Source organism: Bradyrhizobium sp. CIR48, assembly GCF_014198315.1.
GTDB lineage: Bacteria > Pseudomonadota > Alphaproteobacteria > Rhizobiales > Xanthobacteraceae > Bradyrhizobium.
In genome coordinates this window covers 216,708-234,528 of the sequence record NZ_JACIHG010000010.1, presented here as the reverse complement: position 1 = coordinate 234,528, position 17,821 = coordinate 216,708, and the positions used below count along the sequence as shown (strand labels likewise).

At 62.4% G+C, this 17,821-nt stretch carries 12 protein-coding genes; 9 read left to right on the top strand and 3 right to left on the bottom strand.

The window, feature by feature from the left end:
* Positions 1-26 precede the first annotated feature (26 nt).
* Positions 27-902 (bottom strand): aldose 1-epimerase family protein, encoded by an 876-nt coding sequence (locus GGD66_RS28920; protein WP_183259734.1) that lies wholly within the window; start codon positions 900-902, stop codon positions 27-29.
* Positions 903-1,081: 179 nt separating this feature from the next.
* Between GGD66_RS28920 and GGD66_RS28915 the strand changes: the two genes are divergently transcribed.
* The 8 genes from GGD66_RS28915 to GGD66_RS28880 all read left to right on the top strand — a co-directional run bounded on the left by GGD66_RS28915 (position 1,082) and on the right by GGD66_RS28880 (position 13,586).
* Positions 1,082-2,185, top strand: coding sequence for a glycosyltransferase family 1 protein (locus GGD66_RS28915; RefSeq protein ID WP_183259733.1), 1,104 nt, complete (start codon positions 1,082-1,084; stop codon positions 2,183-2,185).
* A gap of 274 nt (positions 2,186-2,459) precedes the next feature.
* The gene (locus GGD66_RS28910; protein ID WP_092261604.1) at positions 2,460-3,599 is read left to right on the top strand and encodes a glycosyltransferase; all 1,140 of its coding nucleotides are present in this window, start codon (positions 2,460-2,462) and stop codon (positions 3,597-3,599) included.
* A gap of 161 nt (positions 3,600-3,760) precedes the next feature.
* Positions 3,761-5,041, top strand: a complete 1,281-nt coding sequence (locus tag GGD66_RS28905) for a hypothetical protein (RefSeq protein WP_244550778.1) — start codon at positions 3,761-3,763, stop codon at positions 5,039-5,041.
* A gap of 30 nt (positions 5,042-5,071) precedes the next feature.
* Positions 5,072-6,349, top strand: coding sequence for a glycosyltransferase family 4 protein (locus tag GGD66_RS28900; protein WP_183259732.1), 1,278 nt, complete (start codon positions 5,072-5,074; stop codon positions 6,347-6,349).
* The gene (locus GGD66_RS28895; protein ID WP_183259731.1) at positions 6,346-7,737 is read left to right on the top strand and encodes a hypothetical protein; all 1,392 of its coding nucleotides are present in this window, start codon (positions 6,346-6,348) and stop codon (positions 7,735-7,737) included. The genes GGD66_RS28900 and GGD66_RS28895 overlap by 4 nt, the downstream gene beginning before the upstream one ends.
* A 194-nt stretch (positions 7,738-7,931) precedes the next feature.
* Positions 7,932-8,135, top strand: a complete 204-nt coding sequence (locus GGD66_RS28890; protein ID WP_183259730.1) for a hypothetical protein — start codon at positions 7,932-7,934, stop codon at positions 8,133-8,135.
* 159 nt (positions 8,136-8,294) lie between these two features.
* Positions 8,295-12,203, top strand: coding sequence for an RHS repeat protein (locus GGD66_RS28885; RefSeq protein WP_183231100.1), 3,909 nt, complete (start codon positions 8,295-8,297; stop codon positions 12,201-12,203).
* A 261-nt stretch (positions 12,204-12,464) separates the two neighbouring features.
* Positions 12,465-13,586, top strand: a complete 1,122-nt coding sequence (locus GGD66_RS28880) for an acyltransferase (RefSeq protein ID WP_018323203.1) — start codon at positions 12,465-12,467, stop codon at positions 13,584-13,586.
* A 24-nt stretch (positions 13,587-13,610) separates the two neighbouring features.
* Here the strand turns inward: GGD66_RS28880 and GGD66_RS28875 are convergent, their stop codons facing one another.
* Together GGD66_RS28875 and GGD66_RS28870 are read right to left on the bottom strand one after the other, a co-directional pair.
* Positions 13,611-14,900 carry a polysaccharide pyruvyl transferase family protein gene (locus GGD66_RS28875; RefSeq protein ID WP_246789007.1) on the bottom strand — a complete coding sequence of 430 codons (1,290 nt, stop codon included), beginning with the start codon at positions 14,898-14,900 and terminating at the stop codon, positions 13,611-13,613.
* Positions 14,901-14,991: 91 nt separating this feature from the next.
* Positions 14,992-16,449: a lipopolysaccharide biosynthesis protein gene (locus GGD66_RS28870; RefSeq protein ID WP_183231102.1), complete on the bottom strand. Its 1,458-nt coding sequence runs from the start codon at positions 16,447-16,449 to the stop codon at positions 14,992-14,994.
* 268 nt (positions 16,450-16,717) lie between these two features.
* On the opposite strand from GGD66_RS28870, the gene GGD66_RS28865 reads away from it, so the two are divergent.
* Complete coding sequence (locus tag GGD66_RS28865; protein WP_312009961.1) at positions 16,718-17,815, top strand: glycosyltransferase; 1,098 nt, start codon at positions 16,718-16,720, stop codon at positions 17,813-17,815.
* Positions 17,816-17,821: the final 6 nt, after the last annotated feature.

Here is a 17,821-nt window from a genome sequence, read left to right as displayed (position 1 = left end):
GCCGACGCTCGGCTCGCCCTTCGGCTTCAGGACGATCCGACCTCGATCCGGAACGACAAGCGCTCTTCCGCACCCGGCGCGATATGCATCAGGCCCGGCTTGTCCGTGAACTCACCGTCAAAGCCGGCGGGACTGGCATAGCCGCGCCAGGGCTCGATGCAGAGGAACGGCGCGCCCGACGGTTTCGACCAGACGCCGAGCTCGCGAAAGCCGCGCCAGGACATTTTGAGCCAGGGGCCGCTGGACGCGGCATAGCGGACCGCGTCGCTTTCGATTCGGTCGAAGATGACGGCGTCATCGACGAACAGGGATTCCGACAAGGGGAGCACGGCACCTTTGACTGGGCTCGGCTCCGTTGCCGCGCGCAGCAGCCCGCCATCAAGACGGCGGACGGGAGAGGATTCCACCTTCGCAAAGGTCAGCGCGTAGTCCGCTTTCGCGCTTTCGGGCTGGAGCGGCCAGTTGAAGGCGGGATGACCGCCGATCGAAGCCGGCAAAGTCTCCTTGCCGGTGTTGGCGATCGTGAGCGTCAGGTCGAGGCCGGCCTCATCGAGGACATACGCGGCCGTCAGACGGAACGCGAACGGATAGAGCGCGCGGGTCGTCTCGCTGTCTTCGAGCACCAGCGTGCAGCGGCTCTCGCCGCGCTCCGCCCATGCAAAGCGGCTGTCCCGCGCAAAGCCGTGCTGGGTCATCCGGTATGTCTTGCCCCGGTGCCGCAATTCGTCCCCGGCGAGGCGCCCCACGATCGGAAACAGCAGCGGCGCATGGCGCGGCCATTCTGGCCCGGCCTGCCAGACGAATTCGGTGACATTGTCCTTCAACGAGCACAGCTCGGCGCCGTGCGCCTTGATGGTCGCGGTGAGCCCCCCGCTGCGGAGGGTGTGGGTGTCGTCACTCATGGCGGACATCTACACCGCGACCTCACACGCAGCAAGGCAACGTCAGCCATGCAGGCGGAACGTCTCCACCGTGCAGGGCTGCGTCATATTTCTGTACCTAACGGTTGCTCCTTTGCGGTTCGTCCCCCGCCTGCCTGCTGCAGGGCGGCCCGGACTCCGATCAACACTATGGTAGCCAATTGAAATTCTTCATCAACGGTCGTTTTCTGTCGCAAAAGCTCACCGGCGTTCAGCGTTATGCCGCCGAGATCGTCAAGGCGATCGACGTGCTTTTGGCGTCGGAGCAAACTCCCGCCTCGCTGCGGAACGCAGACTGGCAGTTGCTGACGCCCGTGGATGCAAGCGAGCAGCTCCAGCTGGAGCGAATCAAGATTCGCGCCGTCGGCCGCTTGCGCGGGCACGCCTGGGATCAAATCGACCTGGCGCGCGCCGCTGCGGGTGGCCGCTTGATCAGTCTCGCCAATTCCGGCCCCGTGTTCCATCGCGACCACATTGTGGTGATCCATGACGCACAGGTCTTTCGCAGGCCCGACTTCTTCAACTGGCGCTATCTGGCAGTTCACCGAACCATGGGCCGGCTGCTCGCCCGGCACGCAAGCATCGCAACCGTATCGGCCTTTTCGCGCAAAGAGCTTGCCGAGGTGCTGAATCTGTCAGCAACGGCGATCCCGGTTTTCCCCAATAGCGCCGAACACTTTGCCAGGACGAAGCCGGATCCCGACATCATTGCCCGGCTCGGCGTTCAGCCGCAAAAGTTCTTCCTCTTCGTGGGCTCAAAGACCAAGAACAAGAATCTCTCCATCGCGATCCGCGCTGTCCAGCTGCTCGATCGAGCCGACGTTCCCCTGGTCATCGTCGGAGGGGATAATAGCAAGGTCTTTCAAGACAATTCGGGCGACGGGGTTTCCGGCCTGCTGCTCGCCGGGCGTCTGACGGACGGCGAGATCGCCGCTCTCTACGCGCATGCATCGGCATTCGTGTTTCCCTCGCTGTACGAGGGCTTCGGCGTGCCGCCACTCGAAGCCATGATCTTCGGTTGCCCAGTCATTGCCTCGACGGCCGATGCGGTCGTGGAGACGTGTGCCGACGCCGCTGCGTATTTTGACGCCAATGATGCCGAATCGTTGAAGCAGCTGATGCTCGAAAGATTGGCAATCGGCGCCATCTCCGATCAGGAACGGCGGCGGCAGCAGGAACGCGTTGCGTTCTTTTCGTGGCAAAAGTCGGCGAAGTCGTTGCTCGATCATCTCGCACCATCGGCAAACATTGCCAGCGCTGCTTGAAGTTCGATGCACTTCGCTTATCCCGCGCATCGGTTTTCGCACAAACAATTTGCAACTGGCTGCAACTCGCACACCTGCGCATGGTTCCACGAAAAGTTTTCGTTCTTCCCATGACAATCACGCGCACAAAGAGCTTGGCGCAACATCACCACATCGCTGCCCCAATATCGCTACGTATTCGAGGAACTGTCTCTCGCACTAGCGAACACTAGCGAACTCAGAACAGGGATACAGGATGTCCGGCTCTCCAACGCGGCCCTACGGAAGGCAAACGATGAAAGTGCTGCACATCGCCGAGACGATCCGGGGCGGGATTGCCAGCTACCTGAACGAGTTGCACCCACAGCAACAGGCGAGCTTCGGCACCGGGAACGTGCACTACGTCGTGCCGTCGGATCATCGCCGCGATCTTCCGGCGATCAATGACAACCAGATTACGACGTTCGAACGATCCGGTCGCGGCATCTCTGGGCTATTCCAGATGCTGCGCGCAAGCATGCAGGCGCTGGATGCCTTTCGCCCTGATGTCGTTCACCTGCATTCCTCGTTTGCGGGCCTGGTGCTGCGCCCGGCGCTGGCGGCCCGCTCCGACGGTCCGCGCGTCGTCTATTGCCCGCACGGCTGGGCGTTTTCACGCGAGACCGGCCGCCTCAGTCATCTCGTGACGAAAGCGGCGGAGAACCTCCTTGCCCGCACGTCGGACCGAATCATCTGCATCTCGAGCGACGAGTTCAACGAAGCCGTCCGCGCCGGGATTCCCGCCGAGCGCCTCACCCTCGTCCATAACGGCATCTCGAAGAGCCGCACACCGCAGCCTGTCGCGGCCGACTGGACGTCCGAAAAGGTCAAGGTCCTGTTCATCGGACGGCTGGACCGCCAGAAGGGCTTTGATCTCCTGATCGAAGCGGCACGCTCGCTCGAGGACGTGCTGGAGATCCGCATGATCGGCGCCTCCGTCGTCAACAAGTACGAAGGCCCGAGCGTCCCGTCCAACGTGTCCCTGCTGGGCTGGCTCGATCGCCCGACCATTGAGACCCAACTCGAGGCCGCCGACCTCGTCGTGATCCCGTCACGATGGGAAGCCTTCGGCCTCGTTGCCCTGGAAGCGATGCGCGCGGCCAAACCCATCCTGGCGTTCCGCAGCGGAGCATTGCCCGAGATCGTCGTCGATGGCGTGACCGGCGTGCTTTGCGAGCCCGTCGCGGTCCAGCCACTCGTCGACGGTTTCCGGCGAGCACTCGATCTCGACCTCAAGGTGCTCGGACAGCGCGGTTACGACCGGTTCAAGCAGTTTTATGACGTTCAGAAGACGCATGGGCAATTGCAGCAGGTCTATGCCGAGCTGCTCCATGACGACCGGACACCGATCGACGCGAAGGCGGGGCTGCAGTCGGACCTCTCCAAGAATTTCTGATGGCTCGACGTTCTCACTTGCCCTCGCAGATGCAGGAGATCGCGATGGCGATGTCATGGACCGGACTGGGTGTCACCGCGAACGCAGCACGCGCGAGCATGAACTAGCCGATGATATTCTCACGCACCTTGGTTCGCGGCAGCTTCCGCCTCGCGGGCATCATGGCATCGATTTTTCTGCCGGTCTCCGTCTGCGCACAGCAGGCGCAACCGCTCGATGCCCGATTCCTGCTGGGCGTCGGCACCCATCAGGGGCTGGGTGGCCCGGTGAGCGCGCGCGGATACGTTCCTTCGGAAAACGTCGCGCAGATCAAGCAGCTCGGCCTCAACGCCTTCCGCGATGACTTTCCCTGGTCCGATTTCGAGGTGGGGGGACGCCGGATGGGCTTCACGCCCAGGCTCGGCCGGCTCGAAGCGCAGGTCAAATCCGGCGTCGCGCGCCCCCTCCTGATCCTCGCCTTCGGCCATCATCTGGTTCCGAATTCCTCACCGCCGACCACCGATGAGGCCCGGCAGCGGTTCGCCGATTATGCTGCGGCGGCGGCGCAATCGGTCGTGGCGCAGCATCCGGTCTTCGAACTCTGGAACGAATGGAATCTGGCGGCGAAGAAGGATCCGGCGTTCTCACCGGAGAACTATCTGGCGCTCGCGCAAGTCGCGCGGCCGGCGGTCAAGCGCGTTGCACCGCATGCGCCTTTCCTGGTCGGAGCTCTCGGCGACGATCCGGGCTGGACATGGACGGAGAAGATGCTGCGAACCGGCATTCTTCAGCATGCGGACGGTGCTTCGATCCATCTCTACAATTTCTGCATGGGCCCGAGCAAACGCACGTCGGCCGAGATCATCGATCGGCTCACGGCGTTTCACCGTCTCGTCGGCCAGGCCAGCGGAAATCCTGACTTCCCGATCTACGTCACCGAGACGGGCTGGACCACGGCCACCAACAAGTGCGGCGTCAGCGAGCAGGCCCAGGCCGACAATACGGCTCAGCTCATCCTGTGGGCGTCGACCGCGACACGCTGGCTCAAGGGCATGTGGCTCTACGAGCTCAAGGACAGCGGAAAGAACCCGTCGGAGCTGGAGGATAATTTCGGGCTCTATCGTTTCGATAATTCGCCAAAGCCGGTTGCCTGCGCGGCCCAGGGGGCCTGGGCCTTCATTCGCCCCAGCCTGAGTGCCGAGCGCCGCGAGCTCGCCAGCGGCGTCGTGTCGATCAATGCATCGACGGCTTCCGGCGGCAGAGTTGCAGTCTGGTCCGAGGCCCCGGACCGACGTTACGAGATCCGGCTCAAGGGCGATCAACAAGGCGCAAGCTTTGCGATGCCGTGCGACCAGGCGGCAAGGCCTGCGTCCGGGGTCTGGATCCCCGTTTCGAGCACACCGGTTTTGATTGCAGCCAATGACAGTGCCGTTCCCGCCCTGGAGATAAGGCCGGCGCGGTAGACCCGATTTTGCAGATATGAGGTTGATGCGATGAAAGTTCTTTTGACGTCCACGCTTTATCCGACGCCTCAGGCCCCAAAGATCGTCGGCGGCGCGGAGATTTTCGCCCGTCGTTTCGCCGAAGGTCTGGTGCAGCGCGGTGATGAGGTGGAAGTGATCCGGGCCGCATCCACGCCTCATCAGGCTCCGGAAACCTGCGACGGCATCAACGTCTACTCCGCTCCGGTGCGGAACGTATATCTGCCCTTCACGGAGCAGAAGAACGTCGCATTGCGTAGCATCTGGCACGCGGTCGACGACTGGCAGATGCAGGCCCCCCTGATCGCGGAGCGCATCCGGGCCTTCAAGCCGGACGTGCTGCACTCCAACAATCTGTCGGGCCTCACCACCGCGATCTGGCGCGTTGCCGCCCAGCTCGGCGTTCCCGTGCTCCATACGCTTCACGACTATTATCTGACTTGCCCGCGCTGCTCCCGCTTCAACAATGGGCGATCCTGCGAGCACACCTGCACGAGCTGCGGAATTCTGAGCTTTCATCGCAAGCGCGCCACGCATTGGCTCAGCGCCGTGGTCGGCGTGAGCGAGCGCGTCCTGTCCATTCATACCGACATGGGCATGTTCTCGGAGACGCCGATCCGCACCGTGATCCGCAACGCCTCGACCGAGCCGCCGCGCGAGCCCTACCCTCGGCCGGTCTGCACCACGGAAGTGACGTTCGGGTTCATCGGCCGCCTCACGGAGGAAAAGGGCATCGACAATTTGATGCAGGCCCTTGCTCAGCTGCCCCGTGATCGGATTCGAATGATGATCGCCGGACGGGTCAGCGAGGAGGAGCAACGGCGCCTCAGGGCGCTCGCGCCCGATGCGCGAATCGAGTTCATGGGCTTCGTGGTGCCGGACGATTTCTACAAGCAGGTCGACGTCGTGATCGCGCCCTCCATCTGGCACGACCCCGGTCCGCTCGTCGTCGCAGATGCCAAGGCTGCGGGCAGGCCGCTGCTCGGCACGCGCTTTGGCGGCATGCCCGAGGTCATCGAGCACGGCGTGACCGGCTGGCTGACCGAAGCCGATCCGCAATCCCTGGCCAAGAGCATGCTCGCGGTCGCGGCCGATCCGCACAAGATCGACGAGATCAGCCGGCGCCTGATCGCGGATACCAACAAATGGATATTCTCCGACGTGCTGTCTTCATACAAGAACCTGTATGAACAATTGCGCGAGCAGCGGATGTCGCACGTGCGCGCAGCAACGGCCGAAGCGTCGCAGGGGCCATCGATCGTCGGCAAGGAGCGCCTCATTCCGCGATGACACGCCTCCTCGCGATGGCGGGCTACGTCTATCAGAGCGCCGCGGCGATCATCCTGATCTTCGCGATCAGCCATCTGTTGCCCGCCGCCGACTACACCAACTTTTCCCTCGCGCTGGCCTCGAGCCAATTGCTCTGCGTCCTGATGTTCGAGTGGCTGCAGCTGGCCGGACTGCGGTTTCTGGCGGCAGCCAAGGAAAACGAGGCGGCGCGGCTGAGGTGGTCGCTATTTGCCGCCGGCCTGTCGAGCGCAGCCGCGCTCGTCGTGGTCGGGAGCTGCGCGTCTGTGGCCAGCGTGCTCCCGACCGGGATCGTCGCGTTGGGTCTCGGCATATCCGTGCTCCAGGGCTTGACGGATCTTTACTTCCTGTCGGTCCGCCTGTCCGACCGGCTGGGCATCGCATCCTTTCTGCTCGCGCTGCGTGCCACCGCCCTTCTGATTGGAGCCGCCGCGGGCGCGATGATCTCGGGGACGGCCGAAGCGGCGCTGCTCGGCATTGCCTTGGGTCACGCCCTCGGCCTCCTCGCCGGCCTTGTCGCCTATCGCACGCCGATGGAGCGCGTGTCGCCGCAAACGATGCTGGCCGACTGGAAGGAGTTCTCCCGCTACGGCATGCTCGCGGCAGGCGCGTCCGTCATCCATCTGTCGGTGCCGGTGCTGCTCCGTGTCATCGTCGTCGGCCAGCTGGGTGCGACCGGGGCCGGGGCTGGATTTTCGATTGCGCTCGACCTCCTGCAACGTCCCTTCTGGGTTCTCAATGCGGCGATCCACACCGTGAGCTATCCGGAAGTGGTCAACGACTTCGAACACGGAGGCAGCGCAAAGTCAGTGCAGTCGGCGCGGCGGATGTTCGAATTCATGATCTGCACGACCCTCGTGCTGCTCGGTGGTCTGATTGGATTCATTCCAGATGCCGCCCGTATCCTGGTGCCGCAGGCGAGCCTGGATGGCTTTCTCGAGACGGCACCAACGGTCGCCGCCTTCTATTTCCTGCACACCCATCTGCAGGCGACGATCGCGGTCGTTCCCCACCTCGAGAAGCTGGCGACCAGGCTCGTCGTCGTCGCGGCCTGCCAGCTCGCCATCGTTGTGTCCCTCTCCCTGGTCGCGGTATCGGCCGGCCTGTCGCCGCGGGGGGCGGTCGGCTGCGCTGCGGTCGCCACGCTCGCGACGATCCTGGTCGCACTCGGTCCCACGCTGCGGTTCGAGGCGTTCCCGCGCTGGCCGTTGGTCATGCAGGCGGTCGTGGCCGCAATCCTGATCGGATCGCTCGGTTCGATACCGACGGAGCCCGCGGTATGGCTGGCCGGCAAGATCGCGGTCGCCGCGATGGCAACGGCGGTCATCGGATGGCGCGGAGACTTTCTGATGCTGGCCCGGCGCAGCTGATTGGCTGCATCAGCGGTGTGCGAAGCAGATCTGGTTCCGATACGGAACCGGGTCTTCCTCAGCGGTTTTCTGCGGCGAAAGCTGCACCATCCCTGAGCAGCCACAACCATTGCGAGTAAATCGATTGGTTTAACCGCCCATGGAAGCGGCATCTGCGAACTTCCCGTGCAGGAGAGCGCGAGCTGCGCGAAGGAATGGACGAAGATGCTTTGATCCACGGCCAGCGAGAAAATGTCTTGCTGCTCCTTGCCGACCTCGCGCGCCGCACGCGCCAACCGCTCTTTCAAAATCTGTCATATAAAATCCAATTCGCGCGGTCTGCGCATACATTCAGCAGTGCAAATCACGAAAATCTTGAAAGCGCCTTCCTCACGCCATGCTGCCCGGGCATCGCATGAATATTCTGCTGCAACACAGAGCAAGTCTGTTCCTGCACAAGGAACCTCGTTTCGCTCGCGATTTGTAGCTTCCATTTTTATCTGAAATTCACACTCGACAGAGAAGCTTGAACGCAATCCCTGCGAGCAATTTCGTTCGCGCTGAAACTCGAGTGTGAAATGTCCGATCAAACCATCCTATCCGCCAGCGGCTTCATCGACTCTATCGGCGTCAACACGCACGCCGGCTTCGGCTGGACCGGCTACAACAATCTCGCGCTGATGGTCGATGACCTCGAGTATCTCGGCGTCACCCATCTCCGCGACGCCATGGGGACCAGCCCGGCCGCGCAACCCGTCGTCGATGGTCTGGCCGCTGCCGGCTACAAGTTCGACTTCCTGGTGTCATCCGCGCTGCCCCAGACCGGCACAACCGGGCTGCAGAACTACATCGCCTCGCTCCAGAAGTTCGTGACGAGCCACCCGGGCAGCATTAGCGCCATCGAAGGGCTCAACGAGGCCAATCACCAGCCCTTCAGCTACAACGGCAGCTCGAGCCTTACCGCCGCAGCTCAGTTCCAGAGCGCGCTCTATCAGGCCGTGAACGCCAACGCCGCGCTCGGCAGCATCCCCGTCTACAATCTGTCACTGGCCTACAACGATCCGCAAGGCTACAGCCAGCTCGGCGACATGTCGGGCTCGGTCGACTACGCCAACGCCCACGCCTATGTCAGCACCAGCCTGACGACCGGCAGCTCGATTTCGGCAACGCTGAGCGCCGTCATGGCCGCGGCACCGGGCAAGCCTGTCGTCATCACCGAGACCGGCTACACCACGCAAGCCAACACCCAATATCTCGGCGTCAACGAGACGGTGCAGGCCAAATCGATCCTGAACACCCTGGTCGATGCCTACAAGGCCGGCGTGAGCGCGACTTATCTCTACGAGCTGTTCGACCGCGATTCTTCCGCCGGCAATACCAATCCCGAGGCCAATTTCGGACTGTTCAATTCCGACGGGACGCCGAAGCTCGCCGCCACCGCCATTCACAATTTGACGACCATTCTGGCCGACGACGGCAAGGGCGGCCTGCAGCCGACTGATCCGTTGAACTACACCCTGAGCAACATGCCAGCCACAGGCAACAGCATGGTGCTCGGCAAGAGCAACGGCGCTTACGAGCTCGTCGTTTGGGCGGAGCCGAAGCTCTGGAAGGACTCGAACGACACCGAGATTTCCAATCCGACCGAGACCGTCACGGTGAACCTGGGCGGCGTGCATCATTCGGTGAAGGTGTACGACACGCTGACAGGGACCACGGCGATCGCCAGCTACACCGACGTCAGCACGATCACGATCCCGGTCAGCGATCACCCGCTGATCATCGAGATCGACGCGCCTCCGACCACCACGACTCCGCCGGACACAAGGACCACTGTCAGCGGCACCGCCGCCGAGATCGTGCCGCAACTGTCCGACCTCAGCGACTCCACGGCCCTGCAGACCATCACGCTGACCGATTCGCACGTCCTGCCGGTCGCCTCGAAGGCGACCATGGACTACATGATCGCCCACTACGGCAGCGCCCTCTCCAAGATCCAGGGCGGTTACTCGTTCTCGGTGACGAACTCGGCTGCGACCTGGAGCAGCACGAAGACCTATAATTCCAGCGGAACGCTTGTGTCGAAGTCGGACACCGGCCTGAATGCAAGCGGACAGCCGACCTCGACCACCGTCGCCTACACCGACGGTTCCAAGGACCTGATCAGCTACACCGGCGGCGTGAAGACGAAGTTCGTTCATGTCGGCACCGACGCAACCAGGACGACCGACACCTACAACACGGCCGGAACCCTTCTGAGCGAAGTCGTCCAGAAGTCGGACGGCTATTACTCCACCACGCTCTACACGAGCGGCGTGAAGACGGCCGCCTACGTCAAGAATGCCGACGGCTCGCAGGACAATTACACCTACGGCATCACGGGTAAGAGCTTCACGACCCAGGTTCAGCATCTCGATGCATCCGGAAAGGTCACCTCGGTGACCCGCAGCCATGCCGACGGCTCGCTGGACTCGACGCAGGTCTACAACGCCGACGGCAGCAGCGTGATCACCACCTACAGCGCCACCGGCGTCAAGCTGGTCGAGACCGCCTATCATGCCGATCACAGCAAGGATGTCTGGACCTACAACATCACAGGCCAGAACTACACGACCGAGCACGACGTCTACAATTCGACCGGCTTCCTCACCAGCCTGACGCGGCTGCACAGCGACGGCAGCCTCGCCTTCAAGCTTACTCAGACGACCGACGGCACCAAGACGACCGATTGGTACAATGCCGCCGGCAGCCTCACCAGCGAGGTGGTCCAGAAGGCCGACGGCTTCTCCTCGACCACGCTCTACAGCAACGGGGTCAAGACCAACGCCTATGTGAAGAATGCCGACGGCAGCCAGGATAATTATGCTTACGGCATCACCGGCCAGAGCTACACCACGCTGATCCAGCACGTTGATCCCACGGGCAAGGTCACCGCCGTGACCCGCAAGCATGCCGACGGCACGCTCGACTATACCCAGGTGATCAACAGCGACGGCAGCAGCGTCGTCACCAATTATGATGCCGCGGGAACGCGAACCAAGGAAACCGACTATCACGCCGACGGCAGCAAGGACGTTTTCCTCTTCAACATCACCGGCCAGACCTACACGACCGAACACGACATCTACGACGCGACCGGCTTCCTCACCACGCTGATTCGCAAGCATGCCGACGGCAGCATGGCGTTCAAGCTGGTGCAGAGCGCCGATGGGGCCAAGACCACGGACTGGTACGACGCCAGCGGCGTGCTGACCAGCGAGGTGGTCCAGAAGCCGAGCGGTTACAGCTCGACCACGGTGTACACCAATGGCGTGAAGACCGCGGCTTACATCACCAACGCGGACATGAGTCACGACAACTACAGCTACAACATCACCGGGCAGAGCTATACCACGCAGTATCAGCACCTCGATCCATCCGGTCAGACCACCGAGGTGACCCGCTGGCATGCCGACAACTCGCTCGACTACACCCAGATCGTCAACAGCGACGGCAGCAGCGTGGTGACCAACTACGATGCATCAGGTGTCAAGAAGACGGAAACCGACTACCACGCCGACGGGTCGAAGGACGTCTTCCAGTTCAACGTCGTCGGCCAGAACTACACGAACGAGCACGACAGCTACGATTCGACCGGCTTCCTCACCAACATCGTGCGCACCCATGCCGACGACAGCCTGGCCTTCACGCTGGTGCAGAGCGCCGACGGCACGAAGACCTCCGACTGGTACGATGCCAACGGCGTCATCACCAGCGAAGTGACAACCAAGAGCGATGGTTACAGCTCCACGACCGTCTATACCGGCGGCGTGAAGAGCGCTGCCTACATCAAGAACGCCGATGGCACATCCGACAACTGGAATTACAACATCACCGGGCAGTCCTACACCACCCAGCATCAGCACCTCGATGCCTCGGGCAAGTTGGTCGAGCTCACCCGGACCCACGCCGACGGCACCCTGGACTATACCCAGGTCATCCATGACGACGGCAGCAAGCTGACCGACATCTATAACAGCTCCGGGACCAAGACCCAGGAGATCGCCAACAACGTGGACGGCTCGAAGGACGTCTTCCTGTTCAACTTCAACGGACAGACCGGTACGACGCAGCACGAGAACTACAACTCCGCCAGCGCGCTGCAATTCTTCGATCAAACCAAGGCCGACGGCACCCACAATGTCACAGCCGTCGCCGGCGGCGTGACGATCCAGGGCGGGGCCGGCAATGACGTGTTTTCAGCCGCGCCAAACTCGACCACGGTTGCCTACGATCACGGCCAGGACCAGATCCTCAACTTCCAGGCTGGTGACGGCACAACCCACGACGTGGTCCAGATCTCGAAGCTCCTGGCCGCTGACTACAGTCACCTGCAGATCACGCAATCCGGGACGAATGCGCTCATCACGTTCTCGGCCAATGATTCGATCCTGCTGAAGAACGTGTATGTCAGCAGCCTGACGAGCCACGATTTCTTGTTCGTCTGAGCAAGGCGAGCTGACGACAAGTCCGCATCAACGTTGACACGGGCCGGGACCAGCCAAGGTCCCGGCCCGCTCGTTAGGCGTCTGCCTCATCAAGAGGCAGAGTTGAGGCGATGAAGACGTTCACTTCCCCGGCAGGATGGTTTCGAGGAACTCGAGGCCGACCGATCCGCGATCACGCCACCTTCCCCGCTCCATCCAGCGAACTTGCGTCACAATTCGTCTCTAGAAGCGAGACGAACCGCGCAAGGACTCCGAGGCCCGATGGAAGCCAGTGAAGCAAGACGTTTTGTCGTTCTCGACTTCTACCGCTTCGTCGCTGCGCTCGGGGTCTTCATCTTCCACCTGAAGCTGATCGACACGGGCATTTCGCCGGCCTGGAACGGGTCCTACGGCCTGTTCGTGGACATGTTCTTCATCCTGTCCGGCTTCGTGATCTCCTATTCCTACCCGTCCGACGCACGTGGCGTGGCGGCCTATTCCCGGTTCATGATCCGTCGCATCGCGCGGATCTATCCGCTACATCTGTTGAGCTTGCTCATCTTCGTGGTGCTCATCGGCGTCGGCCTGGAGCGCACGGCCCGCTCGACCTCGCTGGACTTCCTGTACAATCTTCTGCTGCTCCAGGCCTGGGGCGTCACCGACCATCTCAGCTTCAACTCGCCGTCCTGGTCGATCAGCGCGGAGTTCTTCTGCTATCTGATCTTTCCGCTGCTGATGCTGCTTGCACGCAAGGTGCAACCGTTCGTGCTCGGCGCGATCGTCGCCGCGCTCTATCTGGTCCTTGCTCACGGCCATTTGCCGATCTGGCAGGAACGGTCGCAGATGTATGGCGCCAATTTCGACTACGGGATGCTCCGCGCGCTGCCGAGCTTTTTGAACGGTATCCTGCTCGCCATTCTATTCCGGATGTCGCATCCCTACCGGCACAAGCGGATGATCTTCGCCGGCATCGGCATGTTCGGCCTCTCCGTGCTCGTCCTCAACGTCTTCGCCAAGCCGGACCTCGCCATCCTGCTGTTCTCCTGCGCCATCCTGCTCACGGCGGTCGGCGAGAGCGCCTTCAAGGAGTTTCCGGGCGCCCGCCTGCTCGGACGGCTCGGCAACACCTCATATGCGATCTACATGCTGCACGATGCCATTCTCATTGCCGTGTTCAAGCCGCTGTGGATTTGGCTCGGACTGCGTCCTGATCAGTTCGGCCTGTTCGCTCTGGCGTGCTGCGCGGTCCTGACCATCGCCGCGGACCGCACCTACGCCTATTTCGAAAATCCGGCGCGGCGCTTCATCAACCGCTGGGCCGACATTGGTGCCACGTCCTCGCGCAAGCCGGCCGCAGCCGACACCTCCGTGCGCTTTGACAACACCGAGCGGGCGGTCAACTGACGCCTGCCGGCGACGTGAGGGCGTTCAGGCGACCTTGCCGCCGGCCTGCTGCACCGTCCGCATCGCACTGTCGCCCAGCAACGGTGCGATGTTGGCGCGGGACAGCTCCATGACATCCGGCAGCATCTGTCGTACCTTCTCACCGGCGGCTTCGTGTGCGCCAAGGAACTGCAGCACAAACTTCTCAAAGCTGTCGTCGACCAGGAACTGGGCCGGCGACAGCAACAACGATTCGCTGACGCCAAAGTGCGCGAACAGGCCCTGGAACTTGTCCTGATAGGTAATCGCCGCGACAGGCGTTCCCTGCCCCAGCGCCGCAATCGCGAGATGCATGCGGCCGGTGATCACACCGTCGACCAGACCGACAACGGCCTTGATCTCGCCCGCCGACAGCGCCTGATCGACATGATGCACGTGATCGACGAGCGTGGGCTTCAGGCGGTCGGCCAGCGGCCGAAGGCAATTGTCGTCGGCGATCTCTGGGCGGTAGTCATGAGCGAGCAACAACCAGCTTGCATTGTGCTCGCGAGACAGCCGCTCCATGGCGCCCGCGGCGAGCTCTATCATTTGCCGCAGCTTGGCCGGCTCCGGCTTCCTGAACAACATCGGATGAATGTTGAAGACGAAGACCTTGCGACCCTGCTCGCGTTGTCGCGCGATCGTGGCCGCGATCTGCTTCACTGCGGCCGTATCCGCCCGCGGGGTCAGCATGAACGCCGCGTCGGCGACCAAATGGGCACGTTTCCGCGCGAAATCGTCGAAACGCTGAAGAGATATTGCATCACGCAGATTCAGCACCACGCCCGGGTCCAGCAGCCGGAACACCTCGCGCAGCGCTTTCGCCGGGCGGGAGTTGAAACTGAAGCCGAGCACGCTGACCTTGGCGCCGAACGCAGCCATCAGATCGGCCACGAGCAGCATGCGCGCGGCATCCACCGGCGAATAGTAGCCATCGAGCACGTCGGCCCCCAGGACCAGCCCGAAATCCGGCCTGGTGAGCGACAGCTCCTGCGCGACCGTCTCGTATGAGAACGGCTGTCTCCAGAGTTCGAGCGGCTTGAAGCCCATCGCGCGCACGTCCGCGCTGGCCGTTGGCGTCGCGGTGACAATGTAGACCTCAAGGTTCGGATAGGTCTTCTTCACCTCCCCAGTGGCCGCTTCGATCATCGCCTCATCGCCGCGCGATTGACGAACGCTCCAGGGATCGGAGGGGAGCACGACGAGCCGGCGCAGAGTGTTGCGCGGCGCGGCGTTGACGCCGACGTCCCTCCTGGCGATCTGCCATCTGCGCAGCTCGAGCAGGTCGAGCGCCAACGGCGTATTCTTCGCGCTGTTGAGCCAGCCTCGGAGCTGCCTGCGTACGGGCACCGGGATCAGTTGCTTCACGACATCCTCCTCGTCTTCATCAAGCGGTCGCACCGCGCTTCACGACGAAATCAATCAGGGAAAGGAGCTGCTTCCGCCAGAACAGCAGAATGCCCGTCAGATAAGTCGCGCCAAAACAGGACGACAGCAGTCCAATCCGCAAATAGGGATTCATGCCCGGCGTCGCCTCCCGGCACAGCACGACTGCGCCGTAGGCCAGAGCGATGGCGCAAAGACATCCCGCAATAGGGCGCAGAAACTGGCTCCAGCTCAAGCCGAGCAGCCGGAGCGCCAGCGCAAACGTGACGGGGGTCACCACGAGCTGCGAGAACGCGAAGATCGTGGCCAGTTGACCAATGTCGCGCGAGGGAAGCAGGAACATCGCCGGCACGACCGTACAGAATTTGAGGATGTTGAGCAGAAAGACGTAGTTCGGCTTGCCCAGAGCACCAAAATAGGCGCTGTTGACGAACTGCACCGTCTGGACCGCACCAATCAGCATCAGCGGCCGCATCACCGCTTCGCTGCCACCCCACTTCGCACCGAACAGCAGCAGGGAGAACTCCGGCGCGATCGCCGCGAGGAGCACGAAGACCGGAGATCCGATCAGTGCGCCGAGACTGACGCTGCGCAAATATGCACCTGCGATGCGGTCCCGCTCGTGCGCGATTTTGGACAAGGCGCTCAGCGCCACGTCCATGACCGCCTGCGTGAGCAACTGCATCAGGATGATGTAGACCCTCGCCCCGACCGTATAGATGCCAAGCGCGGCGACGCCATAGAGCGACAGGATGATCATGTCGATCGTCCGAACGATGGCGAAGTCCAGCAGCCTGTTCAGCATGACGTGGATGCTGTAGCCGGAGAGCTCGCGAAAGCTCTTCAGATCGTAGCCGCGCATCGGCAACCATCGCGGCTGGCTCCAGAGCCACAAGCCGCTGATCGCGCTCTGAACGACCACCTGGATCACCAGGCTGAGGGCGCCGAACCCTGCATAGGCACAGGCGATCCCCACGACGCCGGAGACGGCTGTCGCCACCATGGTCCTGACCGCGAGCACCCGAAAATCCATCTGCCGCTTGTAGAGCGCCTCCTGGAACAGCGTCGCGGTGCCGATCGGAAGCGAGAGACTGGCGGCCGTCAGCAGCGGCGCCAGCCCCTTCACGTCGAACCAATGCTCGATATGCGTCGCGAGCAATGCGATCAGAACGGCCAGGAGCGCTGAGGCTGCAAACGAGCAGAAGAACGGCAGCGTCACATCGGCGGGCTCGAGCGTCCGCCGCTGGATCAACGCATCACCGAAGCCGAATTCCGCGATGGAGCTCAAAAGCAGCAGGATAAAGGCGACCAGCGCCGCAAGACCGAAATCGGCGGGATCGAGCAGCCGTGCCAGCACCAGGAACAGCACGAACGACAATGCGCGGCCGCCCCAATTCTGCGCGAGCGACCAGAACAGCGCCACCACGACCTGATGTTGCCTGCCTCGAGTGACGTTCATCAACAATTCGACCCAATTCCGATCCAGACGACGCGGCAATGATGAGGACACGCCACCGCTTGTCGCCGCTCACAACGGCGACTGATTGCTCGCTACAATACGACGGAGTGATGGCAATCAGATGAGCGCCATCACGATTCCGATTTAGAGTGGAAGTGAGTTCAAATCGTGGACTACACTCCCATCGCTCTCTGCGATGTGATGCAAAATGGATGCCTTGATGAATTCGCCGGCCCCGCGTTCTTTTCCCAATTCCAGGCGCTTGCGTGTGGCGATCTACGCCCCGCATTTTGCGGAATATTCCTACCGGCTCGCTTCGGGATTGGCTCACCATTGCGACGTCAGGCTCGTGCTCAACCGCAAGGACGCCAACCAGCAATGGGAACTTGCCGACATCGCCGTGGCGGCTCCCTTCGAGACCCGGATTCGCGATCTGAGCCTGCGCCGCGGCGGCGTGATCGGTATCCCGGCTTCTTTTCTCGACATAATTTCGTTTCGTCCGGACGTCGTTCATTGTCACGAAGTTCCGGAGATCTATACGTCCAAGCTGATCCAGTTCCTTCGTCCACTCGGCATTCCCCTGGTGCTGACCGTTCACGATGCTATCCCGCATTCGGAAGGCGGCTCCGGCACCTCGCCACGTGAAGACGGTTGGCGCGGGCACATGCGTGCCGCCGCGTCGATCGTCACGACGCATGGCGAGAGCTGTATTGCCGATTTTCGTCGCGCCTCGCCCGACTTCAAGGGCGGAACGGTCTCCAGCATGCACGGCGTGCTCATGGTTCCACCGGCCCGACATGCGGTCACCGCGCCCGAAGCCGCACGCATCCTGTTTTTTGGACGAATGTGGGCCTACAAGGGCCTCGACGTCTTCATCGACGCGATCGACATGTTGGCCCGGCGCGGTGTGGCGCATGAGGCGATCGTCGCCGGGCGCGGTCCCGAGATGACACGGCTCGGCGCGCGGATGGAAGCGATGCCGACGGTCAAGACCATCAACGCCTACATTTCGCCTGCGGACACCGGACAGCTGTTTCAATCCGCCACCGTGGTCGCCTTGCCGTACAAGGATGCAACACAGAGCGGCGTGCTTGCCTCCGCTTACGGCAATTCTCGTCCCGTCGTTGCCAGCGCCACCGGGGGCATTCCCGATGTCGTCACCGACGGAGTCAACGGGCTGCTGGTTCCTCCCGGGGATGCCACTGCATTGGCCGATGCACTCGAACGCGTGCTGACCTCCAAGCCACTCGCCGCGACATTGACCGATGGCGCACGGCAGACCGCGGCCGGCATTTTGAACTGGGACCACATCGCCGAACAGCTGCTGGGGTCCTATCACAAGCTCGTCGGCCGTACCGTGAGCTGACCGCGA

Coding starts and splice junctions, on each gene's coding strand:
- GGD66_RS28870 (WP_183231102.1), bottom strand. CDS start 16,449: ATGAACGTCACTCGAGGCAGGCAACATCAGGTCGTGGTGGCGCTGTTC.
- GGD66_RS28880 (WP_018323203.1), top strand. CDS start 12,465: ATGGAAGCCAGTGAAGCAAGACGTTTTGTCGTTCTCGACTTCTACCGC.
- GGD66_RS28895 (WP_183259731.1), top strand. CDS start 6,346: ATGACACGCCTCCTCGCGATGGCGGGCTACGTCTATCAGAGCGCCGCG.
- GGD66_RS28910 (WP_092261604.1), top strand. CDS start 2,460: ATGAAAGTGCTGCACATCGCCGAGACGATCCGGGGCGGGATTGCCAGC.
- GGD66_RS28890 (WP_183259730.1), top strand. CDS start 7,932: ATGGACGAAGATGCTTTGATCCACGGCCAGCGAGAAAATGTCTTGCTG.
- GGD66_RS28920 (WP_183259734.1), bottom strand. CDS start 902: ATGAGTGACGACACCCACACCCTCCGCAGCGGGGGGCTCACCGCGACC.
- GGD66_RS28885 (WP_183231100.1), top strand. CDS start 8,295: ATGTCCGATCAAACCATCCTATCCGCCAGCGGCTTCATCGACTCTATC.
- GGD66_RS28905 (WP_244550778.1), top strand. CDS start 3,761: ATGGCATCGATTTTTCTGCCGGTCTCCGTCTGCGCACAGCAGGCGCAA.
- GGD66_RS28900 (WP_183259732.1), top strand. CDS start 5,072: ATGAAAGTTCTTTTGACGTCCACGCTTTATCCGACGCCTCAGGCCCCA.